The 24252-nt window shown below is 69.4% G+C and carries 21 protein-coding genes; 7 read left to right on the top strand and 14 right to left on the bottom strand.

What is annotated here, in order from left to right:
• The 7 genes from GBB76_RS11830 to GBB76_RS11800 all read right to left on the bottom strand — a co-directional run bounded on the left by GBB76_RS11830 (position 1) and on the right by GBB76_RS11800 (position 6726).
• On the bottom strand, positions 1–756 hold the full coding sequence (locus tag GBB76_RS11830) for a sulfite exporter TauE/SafE family protein (protein ID WP_152303487.1): 756 nt from the start codon (positions 754–756) through the stop codon (positions 1–3).
• A 36-nt stretch (positions 757–792) separates the two neighbouring features.
• A complete protein-coding gene (locus GBB76_RS11825; protein WP_152303486.1) occupies positions 793–1560 on the bottom strand; it encodes an SDR family NAD(P)-dependent oxidoreductase in 768 nt (255 codons plus the stop codon).
• Positions 1557–2930 (bottom strand): MmgE/PrpD family protein, encoded by a 1374-nt coding sequence (locus GBB76_RS11820; RefSeq protein ID WP_152303485.1) that lies wholly within the window; start codon positions 2928–2930, stop codon positions 1557–1559. The genes GBB76_RS11825 and GBB76_RS11820 overlap by 4 nt, the downstream gene beginning before the upstream one ends.
• A complete protein-coding gene (locus GBB76_RS11815) occupies positions 2927–4423 on the bottom strand; it encodes a tripartite tricarboxylate transporter permease (protein WP_152303484.1) in 1497 nt (498 codons plus the stop codon). The genes GBB76_RS11820 and GBB76_RS11815 overlap by 4 nt, the downstream gene beginning before the upstream one ends.
• Complete coding sequence (locus GBB76_RS11810; protein WP_152303483.1) at positions 4420–4914, bottom strand: tripartite tricarboxylate transporter TctB family protein; 495 nt, start codon at positions 4912–4914, stop codon at positions 4420–4422. Before GBB76_RS11810 ends, GBB76_RS11815 begins: the two co-directional genes overlap by 4 nt.
• Before the next feature lie 78 nt (positions 4915–4992).
• The gene (locus GBB76_RS11805; RefSeq protein WP_152303482.1) at positions 4993–5952 is read right to left on the bottom strand and encodes a tripartite tricarboxylate transporter substrate binding protein; all 960 of its coding nucleotides are present in this window, start codon (positions 5950–5952) and stop codon (positions 4993–4995) included.
• A gap of 66 nt (positions 5953–6018) precedes the next feature.
• Positions 6019–6726, bottom strand: a complete 708-nt coding sequence (locus GBB76_RS11800) for an FCD domain-containing protein (RefSeq protein ID WP_152303481.1) — start codon at positions 6724–6726, stop codon at positions 6019–6021.
• Positions 6727–6925: 199 nt separating this feature from the next.
• On the opposite strand from GBB76_RS11800, the gene GBB76_RS11795 reads away from it, so the two are divergent.
• Together GBB76_RS11795 and GBB76_RS11790 are read left to right on the top strand one after the other, a co-directional pair.
• Positions 6926–9271, top strand: a complete 2346-nt coding sequence (locus tag GBB76_RS11795) for a Tex family protein (RefSeq protein ID WP_152303480.1) — start codon at positions 6926–6928, stop codon at positions 9269–9271.
• A 68-nt stretch (positions 9272–9339) separates the two neighbouring features.
• Positions 9340–9732 (top strand): GFA family protein, encoded by a 393-nt coding sequence (locus GBB76_RS11790; RefSeq protein ID WP_152303479.1) that lies wholly within the window; start codon positions 9340–9342, stop codon positions 9730–9732.
• Positions 9733–9750: 18 nt separating this feature from the next.
• Here GBB76_RS11790 and GBB76_RS11785 read toward each other — a convergent pair whose 3' ends face one another.
• The 6 genes from GBB76_RS11785 to GBB76_RS11760 form a co-directional block, all read right to left on the bottom strand.
• Entirely contained in the window at positions 9751–11313 is a 1563-nt protein-coding gene (locus GBB76_RS11785; protein ID WP_246668904.1) for a PLP-dependent aminotransferase family protein, read from the bottom strand.
• A 93-nt stretch (positions 11314–11406) separates the two neighbouring features.
• Complete coding sequence (locus GBB76_RS11780; protein ID WP_152303477.1) at positions 11407–12237, bottom strand: ABC transporter permease; 831 nt, start codon at positions 12235–12237, stop codon at positions 11407–11409.
• A complete protein-coding gene (locus GBB76_RS11775; protein WP_152303476.1) occupies positions 12237–13097 on the bottom strand; it encodes an ABC transporter permease in 861 nt (286 codons plus the stop codon). Before GBB76_RS11775 ends, GBB76_RS11780 begins: the two co-directional genes overlap by 1 nt.
• Entirely contained in the window at positions 13094–14164 is a 1071-nt protein-coding gene (locus GBB76_RS11770) for an ABC transporter ATP-binding protein (protein WP_152303475.1), read from the bottom strand. The genes GBB76_RS11775 and GBB76_RS11770 overlap by 4 nt, the downstream gene beginning before the upstream one ends.
• Before the next feature lie 87 nt (positions 14165–14251).
• Positions 14252–15469: a PotD/PotF family extracellular solute-binding protein gene (locus GBB76_RS11765; protein ID WP_152303474.1), complete on the bottom strand. Its 1218-nt coding sequence runs from the start codon at positions 15467–15469 to the stop codon at positions 14252–14254.
• A gap of 124 nt (positions 15470–15593) precedes the next feature.
• Complete coding sequence (locus GBB76_RS11760) at positions 15594–16535, bottom strand: aminotransferase class IV (protein WP_152303473.1); 942 nt, start codon at positions 16533–16535, stop codon at positions 15594–15596.
• A gap of 231 nt (positions 16536–16766) precedes the next feature.
• Between GBB76_RS11760 and GBB76_RS11755 the strand changes: the two genes are divergently transcribed.
• Positions 16767–18389, top strand: a complete 1623-nt coding sequence (locus GBB76_RS11755; protein ID WP_152303472.1) for an ABC-F family ATP-binding cassette domain-containing protein — start codon at positions 16767–16769, stop codon at positions 18387–18389.
• 191 nt (positions 18390–18580) lie between these two features.
• Positions 18581–19531: a choline ABC transporter substrate-binding protein gene (gene choX / locus GBB76_RS11750; RefSeq protein WP_152303471.1), complete on the top strand. Its 951-nt coding sequence runs from the start codon at positions 18581–18583 to the stop codon at positions 19529–19531.
• 41 nt (positions 19532–19572) lie between these two features.
• Here the strand turns inward: choX and GBB76_RS11745 are convergent, their stop codons facing one another.
• Positions 19573–20538, bottom strand: a complete 966-nt coding sequence (locus GBB76_RS11745) for a GlxA family transcriptional regulator (protein ID WP_152303470.1) — start codon at positions 20536–20538, stop codon at positions 19573–19575.
• A gap of 90 nt (positions 20539–20628) precedes the next feature.
• Between GBB76_RS11745 and GBB76_RS11740 the strand changes: the two genes are divergently transcribed.
• The 3 genes from GBB76_RS11740 (at position 20629) to GBB76_RS11730 (ending at position 24237) form a co-directional block, all read left to right on the top strand.
• Positions 20629–21531: a 3-keto-5-aminohexanoate cleavage protein gene (locus GBB76_RS11740; RefSeq protein ID WP_152303469.1), complete on the top strand. Its 903-nt coding sequence runs from the start codon at positions 20629–20631 to the stop codon at positions 21529–21531.
• A 10-nt stretch (positions 21532–21541) separates the two neighbouring features.
• Entirely contained in the window at positions 21542–23074 is a 1533-nt protein-coding gene (locus GBB76_RS11735; protein WP_152303468.1) for a carnitine 3-dehydrogenase, read from the top strand.
• Positions 23075–23157: 83 nt separating this feature from the next.
• The gene (locus GBB76_RS11730; protein WP_152303467.1) at positions 23158–24237 is read left to right on the top strand and encodes an aldose epimerase family protein; all 1080 of its coding nucleotides are present in this window, start codon (positions 23158–23160) and stop codon (positions 24235–24237) included.
• The last annotated feature ends 15 nt before the right edge of the window (positions 24238–24252 follow it).

Below are 24252 nucleotides of genomic sequence, written 5' to 3'. Positions count from 1 at the left end.
TCAGCCGGGCATCGCCCGCAGCCCCTGCACGATCAGGATCACCCCGCCAATCGACACGATGACGTCGAGAATGCGGATATGGGCGCGGTTGGAGAGGGTTCCGAGCAGCTTCTTCGCCAGAAACACGCCGGGCGTGGCGGAGACGCCGATGAGCAGCGCCATGATCCAGGACGCCAGCGGCAATGAGCCCGCCGCCTGGAACACGGCGACCTTCACCACGCTGAGGACCAGCGAGATACCGGCATCGGTGGCGATGACCGCGGCGCCGTTCAGCCCTGTTGCCAGCAGGATCGAGAGCAGCACGACGCCGGTTCCCGCCGTGCCGCCCATCAGGAAGCCGAAGCCGGCGCCCGCCGCCATCAGTCCCCGCGTCGACAGGTGCCTGCGCAGTCTCATGAGCGCGTGCCGGGTGGGGACGGTGATCAGCAGCACCGCGCCGATGATCACCGAGATGATCCCGCCCGACAGCATCGTGTAGCCCCAGGCGCCCAGCGCCGAGGCGGGCAGGGCGAGCGCAACCACGATCAGCGCCCGTCGCAGGTCGAGATCGCGGCGGAAGGCGACCAGCCGCGAGGCGTTGGAGAAGATGGAGGAAACGCCGATCACCGGCACCACCGCCTCCGGCCCGACGATGGGCAGCAGGATGGGTGGCAGGAGCAGCCCAGGTCCATAGCCGGTGACGCCGCCCAGCGCGCCGGCAAAGAAGGACATCAGCGCCACCAGCGCATACTGCGTCAGCGTGACGTCAGCCAACATGGCGTGCTCCCGGGAGGACCGGCGGCGCGGCCCGCCTCAAGGCAGGAAGGCGCCGCCGTTCACATGGACGGTCTGGCCGGTCACGAATCGCGCGGCCGGCCCGGCAAGATAGGCCACCATCGAGGCGACGTCCTCGGCGCTGCCCTCCACGCCGGACAGCGTGCGGTTGCGGGTGTGGTGGGCGGGGTTCTTCTCGGCCCCGGCATGGCTGCGGTCGGTGGCGATGCGTCCGGGCGAGACCAGATTGACCGTGATGCCGCGCGGCGCAAGCTCCACCGCCAGCGCCTTGGTCAGCCCGTCCAGCCCGGCCTTGGCGGCGACCACATGGGCGCGGTTGGGCGCGCCGGTATAGGCGGTCAGCCCGCCTATGTTGACGATGGTGCCGGCCGGCGAGGCGGAAAGATGCGGAATGGCGGCCCGCGTCAGCAGGAAGGCGCCGTCGAGACAGATACCGAGGATCTCGTGCCACTCGGCGAAGCTCATCGCCTCCACCGGCTTCTCGCGCCGCACGGAGGCGTTGTTGACCAGTATGTCGAGCCGGCCGAAGCGTTCCAGCGCGTGGTCGACGATGATGTCGGCGGAGGATTCGCGCGCCACGTCGGCGAGGACCACGCTCGCCTCGACGCCGGCCGCTTCCACCTCGCGGGCGACCGCCTCCGCGCTCTCCCGGTCGCTGCGGGCGACGATGACGACCGAGGTTCCGGCTCCGGCCAGCGCCAGCGCGATGGCGCGCCCGATATTGCGCGAGGCGCCGGTGACGATGGCGACCGGGCGGGAATGGGGTTCGCGGGAGGGTGTGTTCATGCGCCGGCTCCCAGGGTGACGGTGGCCGCTCCGGCGGCGATGCGGTCGATGGCGGTCCGCAGCGCCTCGGCGGTCGCCGCGTCGCCACCGCCGAAGATCACATTGGCGGTGAACTTGGCCACCAGCTCGGCGTCGGAGAGCGGCTCGCGGGCGCCGCCGCGCATGTGCGGCTGGCGGATCTCGCGCACCGAGCCGTCCTTCAGCGTCGCCCGCAAATGGCCGGTGAAGTTGCTCGGATACTCGTCCTTGGGGTCGATCTCGTAGGAGATGCGGGCGGCCAACGCCCGCACATCCGCGCGCTCGGTCTGGTCGTTGCCGAACTGGCGCAGCCCGGCGGCGCCGTCGAGGAAGCCGACCGCCATGCAGTAGGGGGTGGAGAATTTCGCGGCGTAGCCGTTCGGCACCGCCTGCTTGGCGGCGAGCGGCTCCCACAGCCGGTGCACCGTGCCCTCGCCGACCTTGCACACCAGGCTGACGATATCGTCGGCCGCCACGCCCTGGCGGGCGAGGGCGATGGCGCAGTCGATGAAGGGCTGGGTCATGGTCCCGCAGGCATAGGGCTTGAAGGCGATGGTCGGCATGATCCAGTTCTCGCCGAGCCCGTCGAGCAGGGGAGCGAAATTCGCCGTCTTCGAGGGCGCGAAGGCGCGGAAGAAGCCGTGGTCGCCCTCGAACACCGTGCCCGGGCCCTTGAAGCCGGCCTCGGCGAGCAGCGCCGCGCGCAGCCCCGCCTGCGCCGCCGCGCCCGGATGCAGCCGCTTGGTCCAGGAACCGTCGGACAGATACTCGATGATGCCGGAGGCCAGGCTGCCGGCGGTGCCGAGCGCATGGGCGGTGCGCGCGCGATCGAGCCCGATGGCGACGCTCACGGCGGCGGCGGCGGCGAGCGCGCCGATCACCCCCGTGGGGTGGAAGCCGGCCTTGTGGATCGCCTGCGGCGTGACCAGGCTGAGCCGGCTCATGAGCTCGGCGCCAATGCCGAGGGCGCGCATCACCGCCGCGCCATTCAGCTTGCGGTGCTGGGCGATGGCGAGCGTCGCCGGCACCAGCACGGCGCCGGCATGTACCGGGCCGCCCTCGAAGGTGTCGTCATAGTCCTCGCCATGCGCCGCCGTGCCGTTGATCAGGGCGGCGTCGTAGAGCGAATAGCCCTGCGCGTGGCCGATGGCGGTGCAGGGGCCGGTGCCCGCCGCGCTGGCGAGCGCGGCGCGGGTGTAGGGCTCATGCCGCGCCGAGTAGGCGAGGCCGACGATATCCAGCAGCAGGCGCCGGCTCACCGCGTCGGCCGCCGGCGGCGGGACGGCGCTTTCGGCGAAGGCGGCGAGGCGGTCCGCGACGGTCGGGCCGGAGAGGGGGCTGTGCTGGTTCACTGGTGGGCTTCCTGCAGCTTGGTCCGGCGCGCATCGCGATATTCGCGGGCCAGGGAGAAGGCGATGAAGAACAAGGCGGCGCCGAGCAGCCCGAACGCGATCGGGTCCTCGACGAAGATGTGGAAGTCGCCGCCCGAGAGCACCAGCGAGCGGCGGTAGCTGGATTCGACCATGTGCCCGAGCACGACGCCGAGGATCATCGGCAGTACCGGGAAGCGGGCGATACGCATGAAGTAGCCGACAAGCCCGAGCGCGAGCGCGAGGCCGAGGTCGAACGAACTGTTGTTGAGCGTGTACAGGCCCGAGAGAATGAGCGCGAAGATGAAGCCCGAGCGGTAGGGACGCGGGCGGTTCACCAGCCACACGCAGGCCGGCAGGATGATCACGCCGATGCCGATCTGGGCGATGATGGCGATCAGCGAGCCGACATAGAGGCTGTCGATGACCTGCGGGTTCTGCTCGAACAGGCGCGGGCCGGGCAGCAGGCCGTGCATCAGCAGCCCGCCGAGCAGCACGGCGGTGGAGTTGGAACTCGGTATGCCGAAGCTGAGCAGCGGGATCAGCGCGGTGGAGGCCACCGTGTTGTTGGCGGTCTCCGGCGCGGCGATGCCTTCCTCGGAGCCCTTGCCGAACTTCTCCGGGGTCTTCGACCAGCGCCGGGCCTCGTTGTAGGACATGAAGGCGGCGACCGAGCCGCCGCCGCCCGGCGTCAGCCCCTCGAACAGGCCGAGGATGCAGCCGATGATCTGCGAGCGGCGCAGCCGGCGCATCATCTCCCAGCCCGGCAGGCGGATGCGGATCGAGTTGCCGAGCTGGGTGACGGAGGTGGAGCCGGACTGGCTCATCAGCTCGGTGAGCGCGAACAGCCCGACCATCACCACCACCGGCTCGACGCCGCCGAGCAGGTCCGGCACATCGAAGGTGAAGCGGGTGACGCCGGAGATCGGGTCGGTGCCGACGGTGGCGATCATCAGGCCGATGACGGCGGCGGCGAGGCCCTTGAGCAGCGAATCCCCGCCCATGGAGGCGATGACGCTGAGGCCGAGTATGCCGAGCGCGAAATAGGAGGTCGGCTTGAAGGCGAGCGCCAGCCAGGAGAGCGGCTCGGTCAGCAACGCCAGCATGACGAGGCCGAACAGGCTGCCGACGACGCCGGACATCAGCGAGATGCCGAGCGCCTCGCCGGCGCGACCCTGCCGGTTCATCTCATAGCCGTCGATGACGGTGGCCGCCGAGGAGTTGGTGCCCGGCGTGCGGATGAGGATCGCCGGGATCGAGCCGCCATATTCCGCGCCGATATAGACGCAGGCGAGCAGCGCGATCGCCATGGCCGGGTCCATGGTGTAGGTGAAGGGCAGCACCAGCGCCATGGTGATCGAGGCCGAGATTCCCGGCAGCGCGCCGCCGAGGATGCCCCAGGTCAGGCCGAGAATGGCGATCGGAATGAGCGGCGTGCCGGTGAGCAGATGCACGATGTCCCAGAAGGTGGTCACGAGAGCCATCCCTGAATGAGGATGCCGGCGGGCTGGTGGACGCCCAGCAGCTTGACGAAGATCGCCCAGTACAGCGTGGCGCCGCCGATGGCCGCGGCCGGGATCACCCAGCTGCGCGCGGCGCCCTCATAGAGCGCGACCGCTGCGATGAGCAGGGCGACGCAGACCACATAGCCGGCGAAGGGAAGCAACACGACATAGCCTGCGCCGATCAGCAGCAGGCCGGCGGCGCGGGGCACCGAGGCGTTCTCCTCCTCGTCCTCGTCCGAGGCGCGCGGGGCGGCCACCGCCTTGCGGGACTTGCGGACGGCGAGCAGGGCGCGCGCCATCATCACGACGGCGATGAGGGCGAGCAGCCCCGCCAGCAGGCGCGGCAGGCCGGCGGCGCCGACCTCGTCGGAGAGGGTGCTCTCGGCGATGTTGCCGATGGTGTTGTAATAGGCGCCGGCGATGGCGAGCAGCACGGCGCCGGCGACCAGATCGCGGTTCATGGAACGATCCTCGCGGGGGGACGTGGATAGGAGCGGCGCCGACGGCTCGCGCCGGCGCCGTTTCGGATCGGCGGGTCGTTACTTGACCGCGCCGGTCTCCTTGAGGAACGCCTCGGTGGTGTCGGCGAAATTGGTGATGAAGGCCGGGTATTGCGCGTGCGGGATGAAGTTCGGGACCAGAACTTCCTCGGTGTAGCGCTTCTTGTACTCGGGGTCGTCCAGCACGGCCTTGATGGCAGTGTCCCAGATCTTGGTCACGTTCTCCGGCAGGCCCTTGGGGCCGGCGAGGCCACGGAACTTGACCAGCGTGACGTCGTAGCCGCTTTCCTTGACGGTGGGCACATCAGGCTTCTCGGGAATGCGCTGCGGGTTGAAGGTGGCGAGCAGGCGCACCTTGCCGGCGGCGATCTGCGAACGCAGTTCCTGGATCTCGCCGATGCCGATGTCGAGCGTGCCGTTGAGCACGTTGAGCATCATGTCGCCGCCGCCCTCATGGGTGACGATGGCGGCGTTGACACCGGCGGCGCGCTTGAGCTGCTCGGCGGCCTGGCGTTCCAGCGAGGCGGGGTTGGCGGCGCCCCAGCGCCCGCGCTCCTTCTTCGCCTTCTCGATCACGTCCTTGAGCGTCTCGAAGGGACCGTCGGCGCGGGTGTAGATGACCTCGCTGTCGGCGAACAGGTTCACCACCGGCTCCAGGTCCTTGTAGGTGGCCGAGGGCTTGGAGAGCAGCGAGGTGTAGATGTAGGTCGGCGTGGTGGCGTAGAGCACGCTGCCGTCGGCCGGGGCTGCGGCGACACGGGCAACCGCCTTGGCGCCGCTGCCGCCCTGCACGTTCTCGACCACGAAGGTCGCGTCGATATACTTGCCGAGATACTTGCTCAGCTCGCGCAGGAACACGTCGCTGCCGCCACCGGGGCTGGAGTGGGTGACGAGGGTGACGACCTTCTGCGGGTAGGCGAGCGGCTCGGCGTGAAGGGCGAATGTCCCGAGAGCGACGGTCATGGCCGTCGCAAGCAGGCCGGTCAGGGTCTTGCGCATTGTTTCCTCCCATAGTGCGGGGCCGCCTCTGGCGGGCGGTCTCCCAGTGACGAGTTCAGGCGGTGGTCACGCGGACTTCTCCTGCGGCGGGGCGCCGGCGGAGGCGGAGCGCGCGAGAAGGCGCTCCTTGCCGCGTTCGACATGGTCGAAGCAGGCCCGGTAGGCGGCGTCGCCATCGCCACGGGCGATGGCGTCCACCATGCGGGCATGTTCCTCGTTGGAAAGCTCCAGCGTGTTGCCGGTCATCAGGTTGCCGGCGCGGTAGAGCCGGAGCTGCTTGACGAGGCCGCGATACTGGGCGGCCAGCACCGTGTTGCCGGTGCTGGCGACGACAAGGTCGTGAAAGGCGAAGTTCAGCGGGTAGTAGCGGTCGAAATCGTGCACCTGCGCCGCCGCCGACATCTCGTCGAGCATGGCGCGCAGCCGCGCGATCACATCCGGGTCGGCCTGCTCGGCCAGAAGCCGCCCGGCATAGCCGAACAGCGCCGCGCGCACGCCGTAGACTTCCACCACCTGCTCGATCTCGAGCCGGCGGATGAACACGCCGCGATTGGGCAGCAGCTCGACCAGGCCGAGCGCCTCCAGCGAGCGCAGCGCCTCGCGCACCGGTCCCCGGCTGACGCCGAAGGTGGCGGCAAGCTGGTTCTCGTTCACCCGACCCCCGACCGAGAGGCGGCCGTCGAGGATCATGCTCTCGATCTCGCGCTCCAGCAGCATGGGCAGCGAGTTGAGGCGCAGGAAGGTGACATCGCGGGCGGTCGTGGATGCTGACATGCCGGTGAGCCTACGCCTCGATTGTCAAGTGTCAACAATTTAATGTCCTATGTCGAATGTCTGTCAGGGGCGTTGCCCGGCCGGGCGGCGTCATCAACAGGTGGGGAGACGTGGGCATGGGGGCGTGGCGCCGGGCGGCGCGGATGAATATGGTCTCGCCCTCGCGCCTGAGTGCCCTTCGAAGGAAATCCGGTTCCGCATGACTGCCGCCGCACCCGCCGCCGCCCGCATCGCCCAGCAGATCGCCCAGGAGATCGGCGCCCGGCCGGCGCAGGCCGCCGCCGCCATCGGGCTGCTCGACGAGGGGGCGACGGTTCCCTTCATCGCGCGCTACCGCAAGGAGGCGACCGGCGGGCTGGACGACACCCAGCTGCGCCTGCTGGATGAGCGGCTGGTCTATCTGCGCGAGCTGGAGGCGCGGCGCGGCGCGATCCTCGAGTCGATCCGCCAGCAGGAGAAGCTGACCCCGGCGCTGGAGGCCGCCATCGCCGCCGCCGGCACCAAGGCGGAGCTGGAGGACATCTATCTTCCCTTCAAGCCCAAGCGCCGCAACCGCGCCGACATCGCCCGCGAGCGCGGCCTCGGCCCGCTGGCGGAGGCCATCCTCGCCGACCGCGCCCTCGTGCCGGCGGAGATCGCGAAGGACTACCTCACCGACGAGGTGCCTGACGCCAAGACGGCGCTGGAAGGGGCGCGCGACATCCTTTCCGAGCAGTTCGCCCAGAACGCCGAGCTTCTGCGCCGGCTGCGCGCCCATCTGCACGCGCACGCCTTCCTGCGCTCGCGGATGGTGGAGGGCAAGCAGGAGGCCGGCGCCAAGTTCTCCGACTATTTCGACCATGTGGAGCGCTGGTCGGGCGTGCCGAGCCACCGCGCGCTCGCCATGCTGCGCGGGCGCAACGAGGATGTGCTGACGCTGGAGATCGAGGTCGATGCCGACGATCCGCGCCCGATCAAGCCCGTGGTGCGGATGATCGCCGACGCCTATTCGATCGGCGACAGGCTGCCGGGCGACGCGTGGCTGATGGAGGTCGCCGGCTGGACCTGGCGGGTGAAGCTCTCCCTGCACCTCTCGCTCGACCTGATGACCGAGCTGCGCCTCAAGGCCGAGACCGAGGCGATCAACGTCTTCGCCCGAAATCTCAGGGACCTGCTGCTCGCCGCCCCCGCCGGCTCGCGCGCCACGATGGGGCTGGACCCGGGCATCCGCACCGGGGTGAAGGTGGCGGTGATCGACGGCACCGGCAAGCTGCTGGCCACCTCGACGGTCTATCCCTTCCCGCCGAAGAACGACGTGCGCGGCACGCAGGGCGAACTGGCCCGCCTCATCCGCCAGCACGGCGTCGAGCTGGTCGCCATCGGCAACGGCACGGGAAGCCGCGAGACCGAGAAGCTGGTCGCGGAGATGCTGGCGGACCTGCCGCCTCCCAAGCCGATCAAGGTTGTGGTCTCGGAGGCCGGCGCCTCGGTCTATTCCGCCTCGGCGCTGGCGGCGGCCGAGTTCCCCGGCCTCGACGTCTCGCTGCGCGGGGCGGTCTCCATCGCCCGCCGCCTGCAGGACCCGCTGGCCGAGCTGGTGAAGATCGAGCCGAAGTCGATCGGCGTCGGCCAGTACCAGCATGATGTCGACCAGTATCACCTCGCCCGCGCGCTCGACGCGGTGGTGGAGGACGCGGTGAACGCGGTCGGCGTCGACCTCAACACCGCCTCGGCCTCGCTGCTGGCGCGGGTCTCGGGCCTCGGTACCTCGCTGGCCGAGGCCGTGGTCGCCCATCGCGACGCCAACGGCCCCTTCGCCAGCCGCAGGCAATTGCTTGATGTCGCCCGGCTCGGGCCGCGCACCTTCGAGCAGTGCGCGGGATTCCTGCGCATCCGCGACGGCAATGAGCCGCTCGACGCCTCCGCCGTGCATCCGGAGGCCTATGGCGTCGCGCGCAAGATCGTCGCCGCCTGCGGGCGCGACCTGCGCGCCCTGATGGGCGACAGTGCCGCGCTGTCCGGCGTGGACCCCCGCGCCTTCGTCGACGAGCGCTTCGGCCTGCCGACCGTGCGCGACATCATCGCCGAGCTGGACAAGCCCGGCCGCGACCCGCGCCCCGCCTTCAAGACCGCGACCTTCGCCGACGGCATTGACGAGATGAAGGACCTCAAGCCCGGCATGGAGCTGGAAGGCACGGTGACCAATGTCGCCGCCTTCGGCGCCTTCGTCGATATCGGCGTGCATCAGGACGGGCTGGTGCATGTCTCCCAGCTCGCCGACCGCTTCATCAAGGACGCGCATGAGGTGGTGAAGGTCGGCGACGTGGTGAAGGTGCGGGTGCTGGAGATCGACCTCAAGCGCAAGCGCATCTCGCTCTCCATGCGCCGCGACGCGGGCGCGGGTGCGGGGACGAGCGGCGGGCGGCCCCCGGTGGCGGGCGAGCGCGCGCCCCGCCCCGAGGCGAAGGCCGGTAGTGTGCCGGCTAAGGATAAGCGCCCCGAGCGCCGCCCGGAGCCGCAGGGCGCCCTCGGCGCCGCGCTCATGGACGCGTTCAAGCGCCGTTAGCGGACAATCGCGGCGGCCGGGCGCCGGGTGTAGGCTTGCGCCTGCCGGAATGCAGGGGAGGGCGCGGAATGGAGCGGTTTACGGGCGGCTGCCTGTGCGGGGATGTGCGCATCGTGGCGACGGGGCGCCCCTATCGGGTCGGCCTCTGCCACTGCCTCGACTGCCGCAAGCATCACGGCGCGCTGTTCCACGCCTCCGCCATCTTCCCCGAGGGCACCGTGACGGTGGAGGGCGAGACGCGCGACTATGGCGGGCGGCATTTCTGTCCCCGCTGCGGCTCCTCCGTCTTCGGGCACAGTGGCGACGAGATCGAGGTGAATCTGGGCGCGCTCGACGCCCCCGACCAGTTCGTGCCCACCTACGAGCTGTGGACCGTCCGCCGCGAATCCTGGCTGCCGCCGTTTCCGCTGGCACGGCACTACCCGCGCGACCGCGACGGCGCCTCGCGCCGCGAGGAATAGGCCGGACGAACGCCGCGTTCAGGAGGCGATGGGCGCGCGCGGCAGGTTCTCGGCGACCCGGCGCAGCGTCTCCACCGCCTCGTCGATCTGGCGGGCGGTGAAGGGGCTGAAGCCGAGCGTGATGCGGTCGTCGACATCGACCTCGCCGCTGCGGGCGAGCAGCGAGAGCGGCATGATCTCCAGCCCCTCGCGCGCCGCCGCCTTGGCCAGCGCCCGCGCGCTGATGCCCGGCGCCAGTTCGGCGACGATTTCCATGCCGGTGTCGGTCGGACGTGCGGTCATGCAGGCGCCGAGCCGGCGCGCCACTGCGTCGAGAAGGTATTCCTGCCGCTGGGCGTAGAGCTTGCGCATCTTGCGCACATGGCTGGCGAAATGCCCCTCCTTCATGAAGCGGGCGACCAGCACCTGCTCCAGAATCGGCGAATAGCGCCCGACCACGGTGCGGGCGGAGACGAAGGCTTCCACCAGCGGCTCCGGCACGATGGCGAAGCCGAGCCGCAGCGCCGGGAACAGCGTCTTGCTGAAGGTGCCGAGATAGATCACCCGCCCGCCGCGATCCATGCCGTAGAGCGAGGGCAGCGGGCGCCCGGAATAGCGGAACTCGCTGTCGTAATCGTCTTCGACGATCCAGCCGCCGGAACGGTTGGCCCAGTCGACGAGGCGGTGCCGGCGCTCCAGCGAGAGCGCCATGCCGAGCGGGAACTGCTTGGAGGGGGTGACATAGATCATGCGCCCGTCCGGCGCCCGGCGTAGCGCCTCCTCGATGTCGAGCCCGTCCGTGTCGACCGGTACCGGCACCGGCACGGCGCCGGTGGCAATGGCCGAGGCGTAGATGCCGTCATAGCCGGGGTCCTCGCACACCACCTTGTCGCCGGGCATCAGCAGCAGGCGGCAAGCGAGGTCGACGGCCTGCTGGGCGCCGGCGAAGATGATGACGTTGCCGGCCGTGCAGTCGATGCCGCGGCCGAGCGAGACATGCTCGGCGATGGCCTCGCGCAGCGGCGCGTAGCCCTGCGGGTCGCCCTCGCCCATCAGATGGTTGGCGGTGTCGGCGTCGAGCTTGCGGTAGAGGTCGGCGGCGAGCTTGGCCCAGAGCTGCACCGGGAAGGCGTCGAGCGCGGGGAAGTTGGAGCGGAACGGCACCGGCCGGCGCATGTGGCGCAGCGTCTGCGGCGCGTGGGCGAGCGCCCCGCCGAGGTCGGCGTCGGGGTCGATGCCGAGCGCGGCGTCGAGATCGACGGCGAGGTCGAGGCTGCGGTCGAGGCTGCCGGCGGCGCGGATCGCCGGGTTGATGCGCGGCGCGCCGGGCTCCACCACTTCGGCCGGCGGCTCGCGCGAGACATAGGTGCCCGAGCCGGACAGCCCTTCCAGATAGCCTTCGGCGGCGAGCTGCTCGAAGGCGAGCATGATGGTGTTGCGCGAGACGCCGAGCGCCTGGGCGAGATCGCGCGTCGAGGGCAGGCGCTGCCCGGGCCGGATCGCGCCGCCGACGATCTCGGCCGCCAGCCCCTGATAGATCTGGCGATAGAGCGGCGCATCCGGCCGGCGTTCGAGAGTCAGTGCCAGCCCATCGAGCAACACGTCCTGCACTCCGCGGTCAAAGCCCCCCTGCGGAGCCACGCAATGAGCATGCCACATTGCGGGCCGGACCACAGCGCGCCGGCCCTCTCCGCCTCAGACCGCCCGCTCGCGCTCGGGCCGGTGGCCGAAGGCGACCTTGCCGGTGAGCATCAGCACGAACATCACCGCGAGCCCGACCACGACGACGAGGTTGACGGCGGTGGCCAGCGCGTAAAGCTCCGGCTTCACGCCGTAGCGCAGCGCGCCCCAGGCGACCGAGGGCAGGGTCGGCGTGGCGCCGAGCAGGTAGAAGGAAATCTCCAGATTGTTGAACGCCATGATGAAGGTGACGACGAAGGCGCCGAGCAGGCCCGGCCAGATCAGCGGCAGCGTCACCTCGAAGAAGGTGCGAAGGGGCGAGGCGCCGAACACCATCGCCGCGTCGTCGAGCCGCCAGTCATAGCGGTAGAGCTGCGTCGCCATGATCAGCAGCGCATAGCTGAAGCAGTGCACCGCATTGGCGAGGATCGCCGAGACGAGATTGCCCTGAAGCTCCAGGAACAGCCCGTTGAAGATCAGCGAGGCGATGCCGAGCAGCACCTCCGCCACGAAGAGCGGGGCGACGAAGAGCACGAGATAGAAGCCGGTGCGCCGGCCGGCATGGCGCATCAGCCCGAGCGTGGCGGCGGCGGCGAGCGCGGTGGAGAGCGCGCCGGCGCCGATGCCGAGGATCAGGCTGTTGGCGAAGGCGCTCTGGTACAGCGAGTTGGCGAACAGCCGCCCGAAAGTGTCGAGCGTCCAGCGCGGCGGGTAGGGGAAGGCGTGGTTCCTGGCGAAGGCGCCGAGGCCGATATGCACGATCGGCAGATAGAGGAAGAGATAGGAGACGGCGAGCGTCGCCAGCAGCGCGTATTTGCTCAGGAGCCGTGTGAGGCGGCGGGCCATCATCCCCTCCCCAGGCCGGTGAAGCCGGTGCGGCGCAGATCGACCTTGAGGCAGACCGCGAGCACGGCGAGAATCGAGGTCAGGAACAGCACCACGCCCATCGCCGCGCCGAGCGCCCAGGTGCCGGATTCGCCGAATTGCTGCGCCATCGCCATGCCGTAGAGCGTGCCGTTGGGCCCGCCCAGGAAGCGCGGCGCCAGCGTGGCCGACAGGCACGGGATGAAGCACAGCGCGAAGCCGATCAGCGTGCCGAACAGGTTCAGCGGCCAGGTGACCTCGAAGAAGGCGCGGGCCGGGCTGGCGCCGAAGATCTTGGCGGCGTCGATCAGCCGGGCGTCGAAATTGAGCAGCGACAGGTAGATCACCGTCACCACGATCGGCAGGTAGAGATAGACGAGGCCGATGGCGCTGGCGACGTTGGTGTACATGATGAAGCGCAGCGGCGCCGCGCCGAGCGACATCAGCACGCCGTTGATCAGCCCGAGCGGGCCGAGCAGGCCCTGCAGCGCGATGACGCGCAGCACCTCGCCGGTGAGGAACGGCACGGCGAAGGCGAGGGTGAACAGCAGCCGGTAGCGCCCGCCATACAGGATGATGGCGTAGCTCACCGGCCAGGCGATGACGACCGACACCATGGAGACGATGCTCGCCATTACCAGCGAGCGGATCAGGAAGGTGACATAGGCGCCGCCGGTCGCCAGCGTGATGTAGTTGCCGAGATTCCAGTCCTGGACGATGTGGTAGTTCTCGGTGCGCCAGAAGCTGAGCACCACCATCGAGACCAGCGGCAGCACGAACAGCGCCAGCAGGAACGCCGTCGGGATGCCGAGCAGGAGCGGGCCGGCGAAACGTCGCTTCATGAGGGCCGCTCCCCCGCGCTGTCGAACACGTCCACATCGGCAGGGTCGAAGCTCGCCGTCACCGCCTCGCCGGCGAGGAAGGCCCGTTCGGAGCGCGGGCGGCTGGCGTTCAGCTCGCGCGCGCCGAAGGCGAGGATGTAGTCGGCATAGGCGCCGCGCAGGATAACGTCCTTGACCGTGCAGGGCAGGCACGTGGCACCGGCAGGCGCCATGCCGGCCGGATCGAGGCGCAGCTTCTCGTTCTTGACGAAGACCACCGCGCGGGACCCGCCGGCAAGGCCGGAGGCGGGAATCGCGAGCCGCGCGCCGCAGTCGCTCGCGACCGTGCCGTCGGCTTCCACCACTCCCTCGAAGCGGTTCGAGCGGCCGACGAACTGGGCGATGAAGGCGGTGCGCGGCGTGTCGTAGATCTGCGTGCGCGGCGCGAAGTCCTCCACGCGCCCCTTGCGCACGACCGCGATGCGGTCGCTCATCGAGAGCGCCTCTTCCTGATTGTGGGTGACGTAGATGAAGGGGATGCCGAGCGCGATCTGGTGGCGGCGGATCTCCACCTCCATTTCCTGGCGCAGCTCGCGGTCGAGATTGGCCAGCGGCTCGTCGAGCAGCAGGGCCTTGGGCCGGCCGACGAGGCCGCGCCCCAGCGCCACGCGCTGCTGCTGGCCGCCGGAAAGCTGGTTCGGGTAGCGCTTCTCCAGCCCGGACAGCGACAGGATGCCGACCACCCAGGCCACGCGCTCCTCGATCTCGGCCCTGGGCAGCTTGAGCATGCGCAGCGGGAAGGCGAGGTTCTCGTAGACGGTGCGGTGGGGGAACAGCAGGAATTCCTGGAACACCATGGCGACGCCGCGCTTGTGCGGCGGCAGGTCGGTGACGTCGACGCCGTCGATCAGCACGCGGCCCTGCGTGGGCTTCTCAAGGCCGGCGATGATGCGCAGCAGCGTCGTCTTGCCGGAACCGCTGGGGCCAAGCAGCGAGACGAACTCGCTCCTGCCGATCCCCATGTCCACGCGGTCCACGGCCCAGATGTCGCCGTACTGGCGCGAGACCCCGTCGAGGGTGATGTACACGTTGTCAGGCTCCCGGATTCAGGACGTAAGGGTCGACGTGGCGGCCGGGCGAGGGCGGGCTGCGAGACCGCCCGGCCGCCGGCGCGCTCAGGCCGCCTGCATCCGCGACCAGACCCGCTCCCACTTCTCGGTCGAGGAGGGCTGGTCGAACATGTACATCTTGGACAGTTCGCCGGTGCGGTCCATCAGATAGAGCTTCTGCTCCTCCGGGGTGGACAGGCTGCGTATGTCGATCGTGGTCGAGCAGCCGCTGGCCAGCGCGATCTTCTTCATGGTCTCGGGCGTCGTCATCAGGTCGATGAAGCTCTGGCATACATCGAGCCCGGCCCCGTCCGGCACGCCGGAGGAGACCAGCCAGGTGTCGACCCAGCCGAGGCCGCCTTCCTTCGGCACCAGCGTATGGGCGAAGGTGGTGTCGATCTCGCCTTTCGCCTTCTTGGCCAGCAGCAGGCGGTAGACCTGCGCGAATTCCGGCGCGGCGACCACGGCGCCGCTCGCCAGAAGCTGCTCCAGCGTGGCGTTGTCCTGATAGCGGGTGAGGAGAAGCTTCTTCTGCTCGATCAGCAGCTTCTCGACGCCTTCCAGCTCCGCGTCGGTGAGCACGTAGGGATTGAAGGACTTGCCGTCCGGGCGCGGCTTGTCGATCGTGCCCATGCGGGAGGCGACGAGGATTCCGGTGAGGGCGATGTTTTCCTCGAAGCGGGCGCTGGTCGACAGCCGGCCGCCGAATGCGGGATCGAACAGCAATTCGATGCTGGCGGCCTTCTCGGCCGGCACCTGGTCGGCATTGTAGGTGGTGCCGTAGCTGCCCCAGCAGAAGGGCACGCCGAACTGCACGCCGGTCTTCTCGTCGGTCAGCAGCTTGTACTGGTCCGGCTTGAACACCGGGAACAAATGCTGCGTGCTCGGCATCTTGGCGTAGTCGACGGTGCGGATCAGCTTCTCGCGGAAATACAGGCTCGGCCAGAAGCCGTCCGCCTGCACGAGATCGAAATCCTTGGTGCCGCCGACGCGCAGCTTGTTGTAGGCCTCGGAATTGCCGTCGAAGAAGGTGGGCGCGAACTTGACCTTGTGGGTCTCCTCGAAGCCGGCGATCACGTCCGGCAGCAGGTAGCCTTCCCACATCAGCGCGCGGAGCTGGCCGGGGGCGGCGGAGGCCGGGCGGATATAGGGCGCGGCGACGGTGGCCAGCGCGCCGGCGGCCATCACCTTGAGGGCCTGGCGGCGGTCGACCGACGATGCAGCCGGAGCGGCGGCCGGAGCGGCGGGCGAGGCGGCGTCGGAATGCGGCTCGTGCGGTTTCATCTTCCTGTCCCCTGGTTCGTTGTGGCGTTGAGCATCGGCGGGAACCGCCCGACCTGTGGTCTCTCCCGCATTCCGGCCCCGGGCTGCATCGGCCCGGGGTCCGGCGTTCATCGGCGCGTCGCGTTCAGGCGGCGACGGCGAAGGGATTGTCGGCGTCGGCATAGTTGACCGGCGTCATGTGCCAGCCCTCCTTGTGCTTGCGCCAATAGGTTTCCTTGATCTTCGCGCTGATCGGGCCGGGCCGGTCATTGCCGTAGATGCGTTCGTTGACGCGGGCGCAGGGCATGACGCCGCCGGCCGTGGTGGTGGTGAACACCTCGTCGGCGTCCATCAGCTCCTCGAAGGTGATCGGCCCGACGATCGGCTCGAGGCCCAGTTCCGGGCAGATGTCGAGCACGGCGAGGCGGGTGATGCCGCGCAGCGCGCCGCGATCGGGCGTGATGACCTTGTCGCCCTTCACGATGAAGACGTTGAAGCCGGCGCCCTCGGTCAGATAGCCCTCGGAATCGAGCAGGATGGCGGTGTCGAAGCCCTTGTCCTTGGCCTCGAACATGCCGCGCGTGAAGTCGCGCCACATGTAGTTCTTCAGCGTCGGGTCGAGCGAGTTCTGCGAGATGCGCGGAACCTGGGCGACGAGCAGATGCGCGCCGCGCTCCTGCACGTCCGGCTTGATCACGTCCACCCATGGCACCGCATAGGCGATGAAGGTGTTCTGGCAGTCGGCCGGGTCGCGCGAGCCGTAGACGCGCGGCACGCCGCGGGTCGAGATCATGGCGACGAAGGCGTCCTTCAGGCCGGACAGGGCGACGACCTTGCCGAGGATCGCCCGCATCTCCTCGCGGGTGACGCCGGGATCCAGCCGGTAGCCTTCCAGCGAGCGGTGGAAGCGGTCGAGATGATCCTCGAGGCGGAAGAAGCCGCCATCGGTGACGTGGACGACGTCATAGGTCACGTCCGAATGGGTGAAGCCCCAGTCGCCGACCGGGATCTTGGCCTCGGAGATCGGAACGAACTGGCCGTTGATGTAGGCGGCGCCTTTCGAGAAATCGGGTTTCGCCTCGCTCATCGCATGCACTCCAGGCAGTAGGGTTGCGCCATTGCGGAGCGGAGGTTGGCGCAAGCGGCCCTCTCCAGAAAGTGCCGTTTGCCTGAAAAGTGACAGTGCCAATTTCGAAGGCATGTGGCCCCGTCCACCCGGCGGCGGCCGCGGCGCAGGGCCGCGATGCGCCGGCGCGGCTTCCCCCGGCGCGTCAAATGGCCTAAGCGCCCTGCATAATCCTCGCAGGGCCCCGCGCGCATGATCCGCCTCGATTCCATCAGCAAGCAGAACGGCAAGCAGATCGTCTTCATCGAGGCGTCGGCGACGTTGCTCAAGGGCGAGAAGATCGGCCTCGTCGGCCCCAATGGCGCCGGCAAGACCACGCTGTTCCGGATGATCACCGGCGAGGAAGCGGCGGATGAGGGACAGGTGTCGGTCGATCGCGGCACCACCATCGGCTATTTCAGCCAGGATGTGGGCGAGATGGCCGGCCAGTCCGTGCTGGCCGAGGTGATGGACGGCGCCGGGCCGGTGAGCACCATCGCCGCCGAGCTGCGGTCACTGGAAGCGGCCATGGTCGATCCCGACCGCGCCGACGAGATGGACGCCGTCATCGAGCGCTATGGCGAGGTGCAGGCGCGCTTCGAGGAACTGGACGGCTATTCGCTGGAGGGCCGCGCCGCCGAGGTGCTCGCCGGTCTCGGCTTCTCGCAGGAGATGATCGACGGCGATGTCGGCAAGCTCTCGGGCGGCTGGAAGATGCGCGTGGCGCTCGCCCGCATCCTGCTCATGCGCCCCGACGTGATGCTGCTCGACGAGCCCTCCAACCATCTCGACATCGAGAGCCTGATCTGGCTGGAGGCGTTCCTGAAGAATTTCGACGGCGCGCTGATGATGACCTCGCACGACCGCGCCTTCATGAACCGCATCGTCACCAAGGTGGTGGAGATCGACGCCGGGACGCTTACCTCCTATTCCGGCGATTACGAGTTCTACGCCCAGCAGCGCGCGCTCGCCGAGAAGCAGCAGCAGGCGCAGTTCGAGCGCCAGCAGGCCATGCTGGCCAAGGAGATCGCCTTCATCGAGCGGTTCAAGGCGCGCGCCTCGCACGCCGCGCAGGTGCAGAGCCGGGTGAAGAAGCTCGACAAGATCGAGCGGGTGGAGCCGCCGCGCCGCCGCCAGACCGTCGCCTTCGAGTTCCAGTCGCCGCCGCGTTCGGGCGAGGATGTCGTGAGCCTCAGAGGAGTGCACAAGAGCTACGGCCCGCGCCGCATCTATGAGGGGCTGGACTTCAGTGTGCGTCGGCGCGAGCGCTGGTGCGTGATGGGCGTGAACGGCGCCGGCAAGTCGACCCTGCTCAAGCTGGTGGCCGGCGAGACGCGGCCCGACGACGGCACCGTCGCCCTCGGCGGCAGCGTGAAGATGGCCTATTTCGCCCAGCATGCCATGGAAGTGCTGGAGGGCGAGCGCACCGTGTTCGAGACGCTGGAGGACGCCTTCCCGCAGGCTGGACAGGGCAGCCTGCGCTCGCTCGCGGGCTGCTTCGGCTTCTCCGGCGACGACGTGGAGAAGCGCTGCCGCGTGCTCTCGGGCGGCGAGAAGGCGCGGCTCGCCATGGCCCGCATGCTCTACGACCCGCCGAATTTCCTCGTGCTCGACGAGCCGACCAACCATCTCGACATCGCCACCAAGGAGATGCTGATCGCCGCGCTCGCCAATTACGAGGGCACCATGGTCTTCGTCAGCCACGACCGGCACTTCCTCGCCGCGCTGTCGAACCGGGTGCTGGAGCTGACGCCCGAGGGCGTGCACCAGTATGGCGGCGGCTACACCGAATATGTCGCGCGGACCGGGCAGGAGGCGCCGGGGCTGCGGAGCTGAGCGGTGTGGGCGGTGTGGGCTGTCTCACCGCCCCTGTCGCCTCCGCGCCGGGCGAGGGGTGACGCGGCGTGAGGCGGCTGCGCATTCGGTCATCTGCGCTTCGACTATGATCAAGCAGGCGGTGACGCAGGCAATAGGCTTTCCCCGCGATGCCGATACAGCGGCATGATCGCCAATATGAGGGAACAGCAATGATCAAGCGCCTTCTCGTTGCCTGCGTCGCCCTGTCCGCATCGCTCGCGTCGCCCGCCGCCTTCGCCGGCGACCCGGCGACCTGTGCGAAGCCGAGCCTCTCCGATGTCGGCTGGACCGACATCACCGCCACCACCGAGATCACCCGGCAGATCCTCGCCAGCCTCGGCTACAAGCCGGACGTCGCCATCCTCTCCGTCGCCATCACCTTCAAGGCGCTGGAGAACGGCGACCGCGACATCTTCCTCGGCAACTGGATGCCCCTGCAGGAGCCGACGCAGGTGCCTCTCGTCAAGGCCGGCAAGATCGACGTCGTCGCCACCAACCTCAAGGATGCCCGCGTTGGCTTCGCGACCTCCAAGGCCGCCTATGATACGGGCCTGAAGACCTATGCCGACATCGCCAAGTTCAAGGACAAGCTGGACGGCAAGATCTACGGCATCGAGGCCGGCAGCAGCGCCAACACCACCATCTCCAAGATGATCGCCGACAACACCTTCGGCGTCGGCGGCTTCACGCTGGTGGAGTCGAGCGAGCAGGCGATGCTCTCGCAGGCCGCCCACCGCATCAAGCAGGGCGAGCCTGTGGTGTTCTTCGGCTGGCAGCCGCACCCGATGAACCTCAATCTGCCGATCACCTATCTGACCAATGGCAACGACGTGTTCGGCCCCAATGACGGCGGCGCCACCGTGGTCACGCTGACCCGGCCGGGCTACGTCAAGCAGTGCCCGAATGTCGGCAAGCTGCTGACCAACCTGACCTTCGACGTCGCCACCGAGGACCGGCTGATGAGCGATATCCTCGACAAGGGGATGCAGCCCGACGCCGCCGTGCGCGCCTGGCTGAAGGAGAACCCGGCCGCCATTGACCGCTGGCTCGACGGCGTGACCACGCTCGACGGCAAGCCGGGCGCGGCGGCGGTGAAGGGCGCGCTCGGCCTCAAGTCCTGACGCGATCCGACGACGAAACGACAGACGACGAAAGGGCCCGGCTACAGCCGGGCCCTTCTTGCTGCCGAGGGCGGCTGGCCGAACTGGCGGCGGAAGGCGCGCGAGAGCGAGGCGATGGCCGAGAAGCCGGTGCGCTCGGCGATGTCGGCAATGGGCAGGTTGGTGTCGAGCACGAGCCGCCGCGCCGCGCTGAGGCGCAGGGCGATGTAATAGGCCCCCGGTGCCACGTCGACCGTGCGCAGGAACAGCGTTTCCAGGCTGCGGGTCGACACGCCCACCCGCCGCGCGATAGCGGCGATGGTGAGCGGGCGGTCGATATGGGTCTCCATGATGCGGATCGCCTCGGCGACGCGCGGCTCGTGCTGGCGGATACGCCCGAGCGAGACGATGGGCTGCACGTCCGAGCCGGTGCGCACCTCCTCGTAGATGTAGAGGCTGGCGACATCGAGCGCCGCCGAATAGCCCTGCCGGGCGCGGATCAGCGCCAGCATGCAGTCGAGCGCCGGCGTCGCCCCGCCGGTGGTGAACACCGGCTCGTCCACCACCCAGCGGTCGGGCTGCACGTCGGCATGGGGAAAGCGTGCGGCGAAATCCTCCAGGTCCTCCCAGTGGGTCGTCGCCCGGCGCCCGTCCAGCAGCCCGGCATAGCCGAGCAGCCAGGAGCCGGATTCGATGCCGCCGACGATGGAAGAGCGCTTGGCCCCCGCGCGGATCGCCTTCAGCACCGGGGACGTGGCGTGGCTGGCGACATCGAAGGCGGCCACGGCGATCAGCGCATCCTGCCGCGCCGTCGGATCGAAGGCGCCTTCCACCGGGATCGGCAGGCCGCAGCTCGACACCGGCATGGCGCCGTCCATCGAGGTCAGCCGCCAGCGATAGGCGGGGCGCCCCAACACGCGATTGGCGCCGCGCATCGGGTCGAGCGTGGCGGCGAGCGAGAGCAGCGACAGGCCAGAGAACAGCACCAGCGTGACGTCCAGCGGCTCGTTGGAATGGGCAAAGATCATCGCTTCGCAAAATGAAAAATGGCGTGCGCATCAAGTTGCGTCACAGCGCGGCTTTGCCGTCAAGCTCCACCCATCATACCGGAGGTATCCATGCCGCTTTCGATGAATCGCGACGTCTTCATCACCTGCGCCGTCACCGGTGCGGGCGCCACCACGGGCAAGTCCCCGCATGTGCCGGTGACGCCCCAGCAGATCGCGGAATCGGCCATCGACGCGGCCAAGGCGGGTGCGGCTATCGTGCACTGCCATGTCCGCGACCCGGAGACCGGGGCGGCGGCGCGCCGGCTTGAACTCTATCGCGAGGTGACCGACCGCATCCGCTCGGCGGACATCGATGTGGTGCTGAACCTGACCGCCGGCATGGGCGGCGACCTCGTCTTCGGCGGCGTCGAGGCGCCCTTCCCGCTGAACGCTGGGGGCACCGACCTCGTGGGCGCCACCGAGCGCGTCGCCCATGTCGCCGACTGCCTGCCGGAAATCTGCACGCTCGACTGCGGCACGATGAATTTCAGCCTCGGCGACTATGTGATGACCAACACGCCCTCCACCCTGCGCGAGATGGCGCGGCAGATGACGGCGCTCGGCGTGCGTCCCGAGATCGAAGCCTTCGACACCGGGCACCTCTGGTTCGCCAAGCAGCTCGTCGAGGAAGGGCTGATCGAGGACCCGGTGCTGATCCAGCTCTGCATGGGTATTCCGTGGGGCGCGCCGGACGACCTCAACACGTTCATGGCGATGGTCAACAACGTGCCGGCCAGTTGGACCTTCTCGGCCTTCTCCATCGGGCGCAACGCCCTCGCCTATCCCGCCGCTGCGGTGCTGGCGGGCGGCAATGTCCGCGTCGGGCTGGAGGACAACCTCTATGCCGGCAAGGGCCAGCTCGCCACCAACGCCCAGCTCGTCGAAAAGGCCGCGACGGTGGTGACGAATATGGGCGCGCGCATCATCGGCCCGGCTGAGGTGCGCGAGAAGCTGAAGCTGGTGAAGCGCTGAGGAGACGACGATGACGGCGACAATTCCGGGGGGCCTTGCTCCCATCTCCCGCGCGGCCGCCATCGGCGGCGGGGTCATCGGCGGCGGCTGGATCGCCCGCTTCCTGCTCGCCGGCATCGACATGAAGGTGTTCGATCCGCACCCCGAGGCGCAGCGCATCGTGGCGGAGGTGATCGCCAATGCCGAGCGGGCCTATGGGCTGCTCACCAGCGCGCCGCTGCCCGCGCGCGGCCGGCTCACCTTCTGCGCCAGTGTGGCCGAGGCGGTGGCGGATGCGCAATGGGTGCAGGAGAGCGTGCCCGAGCGGCTCGACCTCAAGCGCCGCGTGCTCGCCGAGATCGACGCGGCGGCCCCGGCGGAGGCGCTGATCGGCTCCTCCACCTCCGGCCTCAAGCCGACCGACCTGCAGGAAGCGCTGGCGCATCCCGAACGGCTCTTCGTCGCCCATCCCTATAACCCGGTCTATCTGCTGCCGCTGGTGGAGATCGTCGGCGGCGCGGCGACCACGCCCGCCACCGTCGCGCGGGCGAAGCAGGTGCTGGAAGCCATCGGCATGAAGGGCGTCGTCATCGCCCGCGAGATCGAGGCCTTCGTCGGCGACCGGCTGCTGGAGGCGCTGTGGCGCGAGGCGCTGTGGCTGATCAAGGACGACATTTGCGACGTCGAGACTTTGGACGACGTGATCCGCTATTCCTTCGGCCTGCGCTGGGCGCAGATGGGGCTGTTCCAGACCTACCGCATCGCCGGCGGCGAGGCCGGCATGCGCCATTTCCTCGCCCAGTTCGGCCCGTGCCTGCAGTGGCCGTGGACCAAGCTGACCGATGTCGTCGACCTCGACGACGCGCTGGTCGAGAAGATCGGCGCGCAGTCGGATGCGCAGGCGGCGGGGCTCTCGATCCGCGAGCTGGAGCGCATACGCGACGAGAACCTCGTCGGCATCGTGCAGGCGCTGAAGGCGAGCCGGGGTGGCGAGGGCTGGGGTGCGGGCGCGCTGCTGGGCGATTTCGAGCGGCGGCTGTGGGCGGCGGCCGGCGGCGAATCCGCCGGGGCGCCCGATATCGCCGCGCCGCTGGCGCTGCACGAGGCGCGCGTCTCGCCGGCCTGGATCGACTATAACGGCCACATGACCGAGCACCGCTATTTGCAGGCGTTCGGCGACGCCACCGACGCGCTGCTGCGCCTGATCGGCGTCGATCTCGCCTATGTCGAGGCCGGCCGCAGCTACTACACGGTCGAGACCCATATCCGCCATCTCGACGAGGCGCGGCTCGGCGAGGCGCTGCGTGTCACGACGCAGCTTCTCGCGGTCGACGGCAAGCGCATCCACCTGTTCCACCGCCTGTTCGCCGGGCCCGAGGGCCGGGAGATCGCCACCGCCGAGCAGATGCTGCTGCATGTCGACACTAGGGCGGGGCGCGCGGTGCCGGCGCCGGAGGCTGTGCTGGCCGGTTTGTCGCCGATTGCGCAGGCGCATGCGCGGCTCGCCGCGCCGGAGGGCGCCGGCCGTTCGGTCGGGGCGAAGCGGGTGGCCGAAGCGGTGTGAGACGGCGCGAACCGGAGACGGGCGCGCGGGAAACGGCTATAGAGCGTGGCCGACATTGCCGGGCGTCCATTCCGGGCTTCGCCATGACCGCCACCGCTTCCCGTCTTCTGCGCGAGCCCTTCGGCACCCTGCCGGACGGGCGCCCTGTCGAGCGCATCCGCCTGATCGGTCCCGAGGGGTTCGAGGTGGCGGTGCTCACGCTCGGCGCCACGGTGCAGGCGCTCCACGTGCCCGACCGCTACGGGCGGCTGGCCGACATCGTGCTCGGCCACGACACGCCGGAGCCCTATCTCGCCACGCCGCGCTTCTTCGGCGTGGCGGTGGGGCGCTACGCCAACCGCATCGCCGGCGGCCGTTTCGAACTCGACGGCGCGCGCGTCTCCATTCCGGCCAATGACGGGCCGCACGCGCTGCATGGCGGGACCGAGGGCTTCGACCGGCGGCTGTGGCGCGTGGAGGAGACGGCCGAGGGCGAGGCGCCTTCGGTGCGGCTTTCGCTGGTGAGCCCCCATGGCGACCAGGGCTTTCCCGGACGGCTGGAGGCGGGCGTGACCTACACGCTCACCGGGCCAGACGAACTCACCATCGCCTTCACGGCAGCGACGGACCGGCCGACGGTGGTGAACCTCACCCATCACGGCTATTTCAACCTCGGCGGCGTTGAGGAGGGCGGCGACGTGCTCGACCATCTCCTCACCATCCATGCCGACGACTACCTGCCCATCGACGCGGCGGCGATCCCGCTCGGCGGGCCGCAGAGCGTCGACGGCACGCCGTTCGACTTCTGCACCCCCCGCCCCATCGGCGCGCGTATCCGGCAGGCCGACGAGCAGTTGCGGCGCGGCTTCGGCTACGACCACACCTATTGCCTCGACGGCGGCTTCACCGCGCAGCCGCGCCTTGCCGCGCGGGTGCATCACCCTGCTTCCGGGCGGGTAATGGAACTGCTGACCGACCAGCCGGGCCTTCAGTTCTATTCCGGCAACCATCTCGACGGGCGCACGCCGGGCAAATATGGCCGGCTCTACCGCCAGTCGGAGGCGTTCTGCCTCGAACCGCAGGCGTGGCCGGACGCGCCGAACCGGGCGGACTACCCCTCCGCCCGGCTCGATCCGGGCGAGACCTACCGCCACGTCTCGGTCTATCGCTTCCCAGTCGCCTGAGGCGTTCGCCCCCGC

Origin of the sequence: Ancylobacter sp. TS-1, from assembly GCF_009223885.1 — a bacterium.
In the GTDB taxonomy this organism is placed as follows: Bacteria; Pseudomonadota; Alphaproteobacteria; order Rhizobiales; family Xanthobacteraceae; genus Ancylobacter.
This window is presented reverse-complemented; position numbering and strand designations above follow the sequence as displayed.

Excerpts from the sequence above, each read along its gene's own strand:
- GBB76_RS11830 (WP_152303487.1), bottom strand. The coding sequence starts at position 756 with ATGTTGGCTGACGTCACGCTGACGCAGTATGCGCTGGTGGCGCTGATG.
- GBB76_RS11735 (WP_152303468.1), top strand. The coding sequence starts at position 21,542 with ATGACGGCGACAATTCCGGGGGGCCTTGCTCCCATCTCCCGCGCGGCC.
- choX (WP_152303471.1), top strand. The coding sequence starts at position 18,581 with ATGATCAAGCGCCTTCTCGTTGCCTGCGTCGCCCTGTCCGCATCGCTC.
- GBB76_RS11825 (WP_152303486.1), bottom strand. The coding sequence starts at position 1,560 with ATGAACACACCCTCCCGCGAACCCCATTCCCGCCCGGTCGCCATCGTC.
- GBB76_RS11745 (WP_152303470.1), bottom strand. The coding sequence starts at position 20,538 with ATGATCTTTGCCCATTCCAACGAGCCGCTGGACGTCACGCTGGTGCTG.
- GBB76_RS11780 (WP_152303477.1), bottom strand. The coding sequence starts at position 12,237 with ATGGCCCGCCGCCTCACACGGCTCCTGAGCAAATACGCGCTGCTGGCG.
- GBB76_RS11805 (WP_152303482.1), bottom strand. The coding sequence starts at position 5,952 with ATGCGCAAGACCCTGACCGGCCTGCTTGCGACGGCCATGACCGTCGCT.
- GBB76_RS11730 (WP_152303467.1), top strand. The coding sequence starts at position 23,158 with ATGACCGCCACCGCTTCCCGTCTTCTGCGCGAGCCCTTCGGCACCCTG.
- GBB76_RS11755 (WP_152303472.1), top strand. The coding sequence starts at position 16,767 with ATGATCCGCCTCGATTCCATCAGCAAGCAGAACGGCAAGCAGATCGTC.
- GBB76_RS11740 (WP_152303469.1), top strand. The coding sequence starts at position 20,629 with ATGCCGCTTTCGATGAATCGCGACGTCTTCATCACCTGCGCCGTCACC.
- GBB76_RS11795 (WP_152303480.1), top strand. The coding sequence starts at position 6,926 with ATGACTGCCGCCGCACCCGCCGCCGCCCGCATCGCCCAGCAGATCGCC.
- GBB76_RS11800 (WP_152303481.1), bottom strand. The coding sequence starts at position 6,726 with ATGTCAGCATCCACGACCGCCCGCGATGTCACCTTCCTGCGCCTCAAC.
- GBB76_RS11775 (WP_152303476.1), bottom strand. The coding sequence starts at position 13,097 with ATGAAGCGACGTTTCGCCGGCCCGCTCCTGCTCGGCATCCCGACGGCG.
- GBB76_RS11760 (WP_152303473.1), bottom strand. The coding sequence starts at position 16,535 with ATGAGCGAGGCGAAACCCGATTTCTCGAAAGGCGCCGCCTACATCAAC.
- GBB76_RS11810 (WP_152303483.1), bottom strand. The coding sequence starts at position 4,914 with ATGAACCGCGATCTGGTCGCCGGCGCCGTGCTGCTCGCCATCGCCGGC.
- GBB76_RS11790 (WP_152303479.1), top strand. The coding sequence starts at position 9,340 with ATGGAGCGGTTTACGGGCGGCTGCCTGTGCGGGGATGTGCGCATCGTG.
- GBB76_RS11765 (WP_152303474.1), bottom strand. The coding sequence starts at position 15,469 with ATGAAACCGCACGAGCCGCATTCCGACGCCGCCTCGCCCGCCGCTCCG.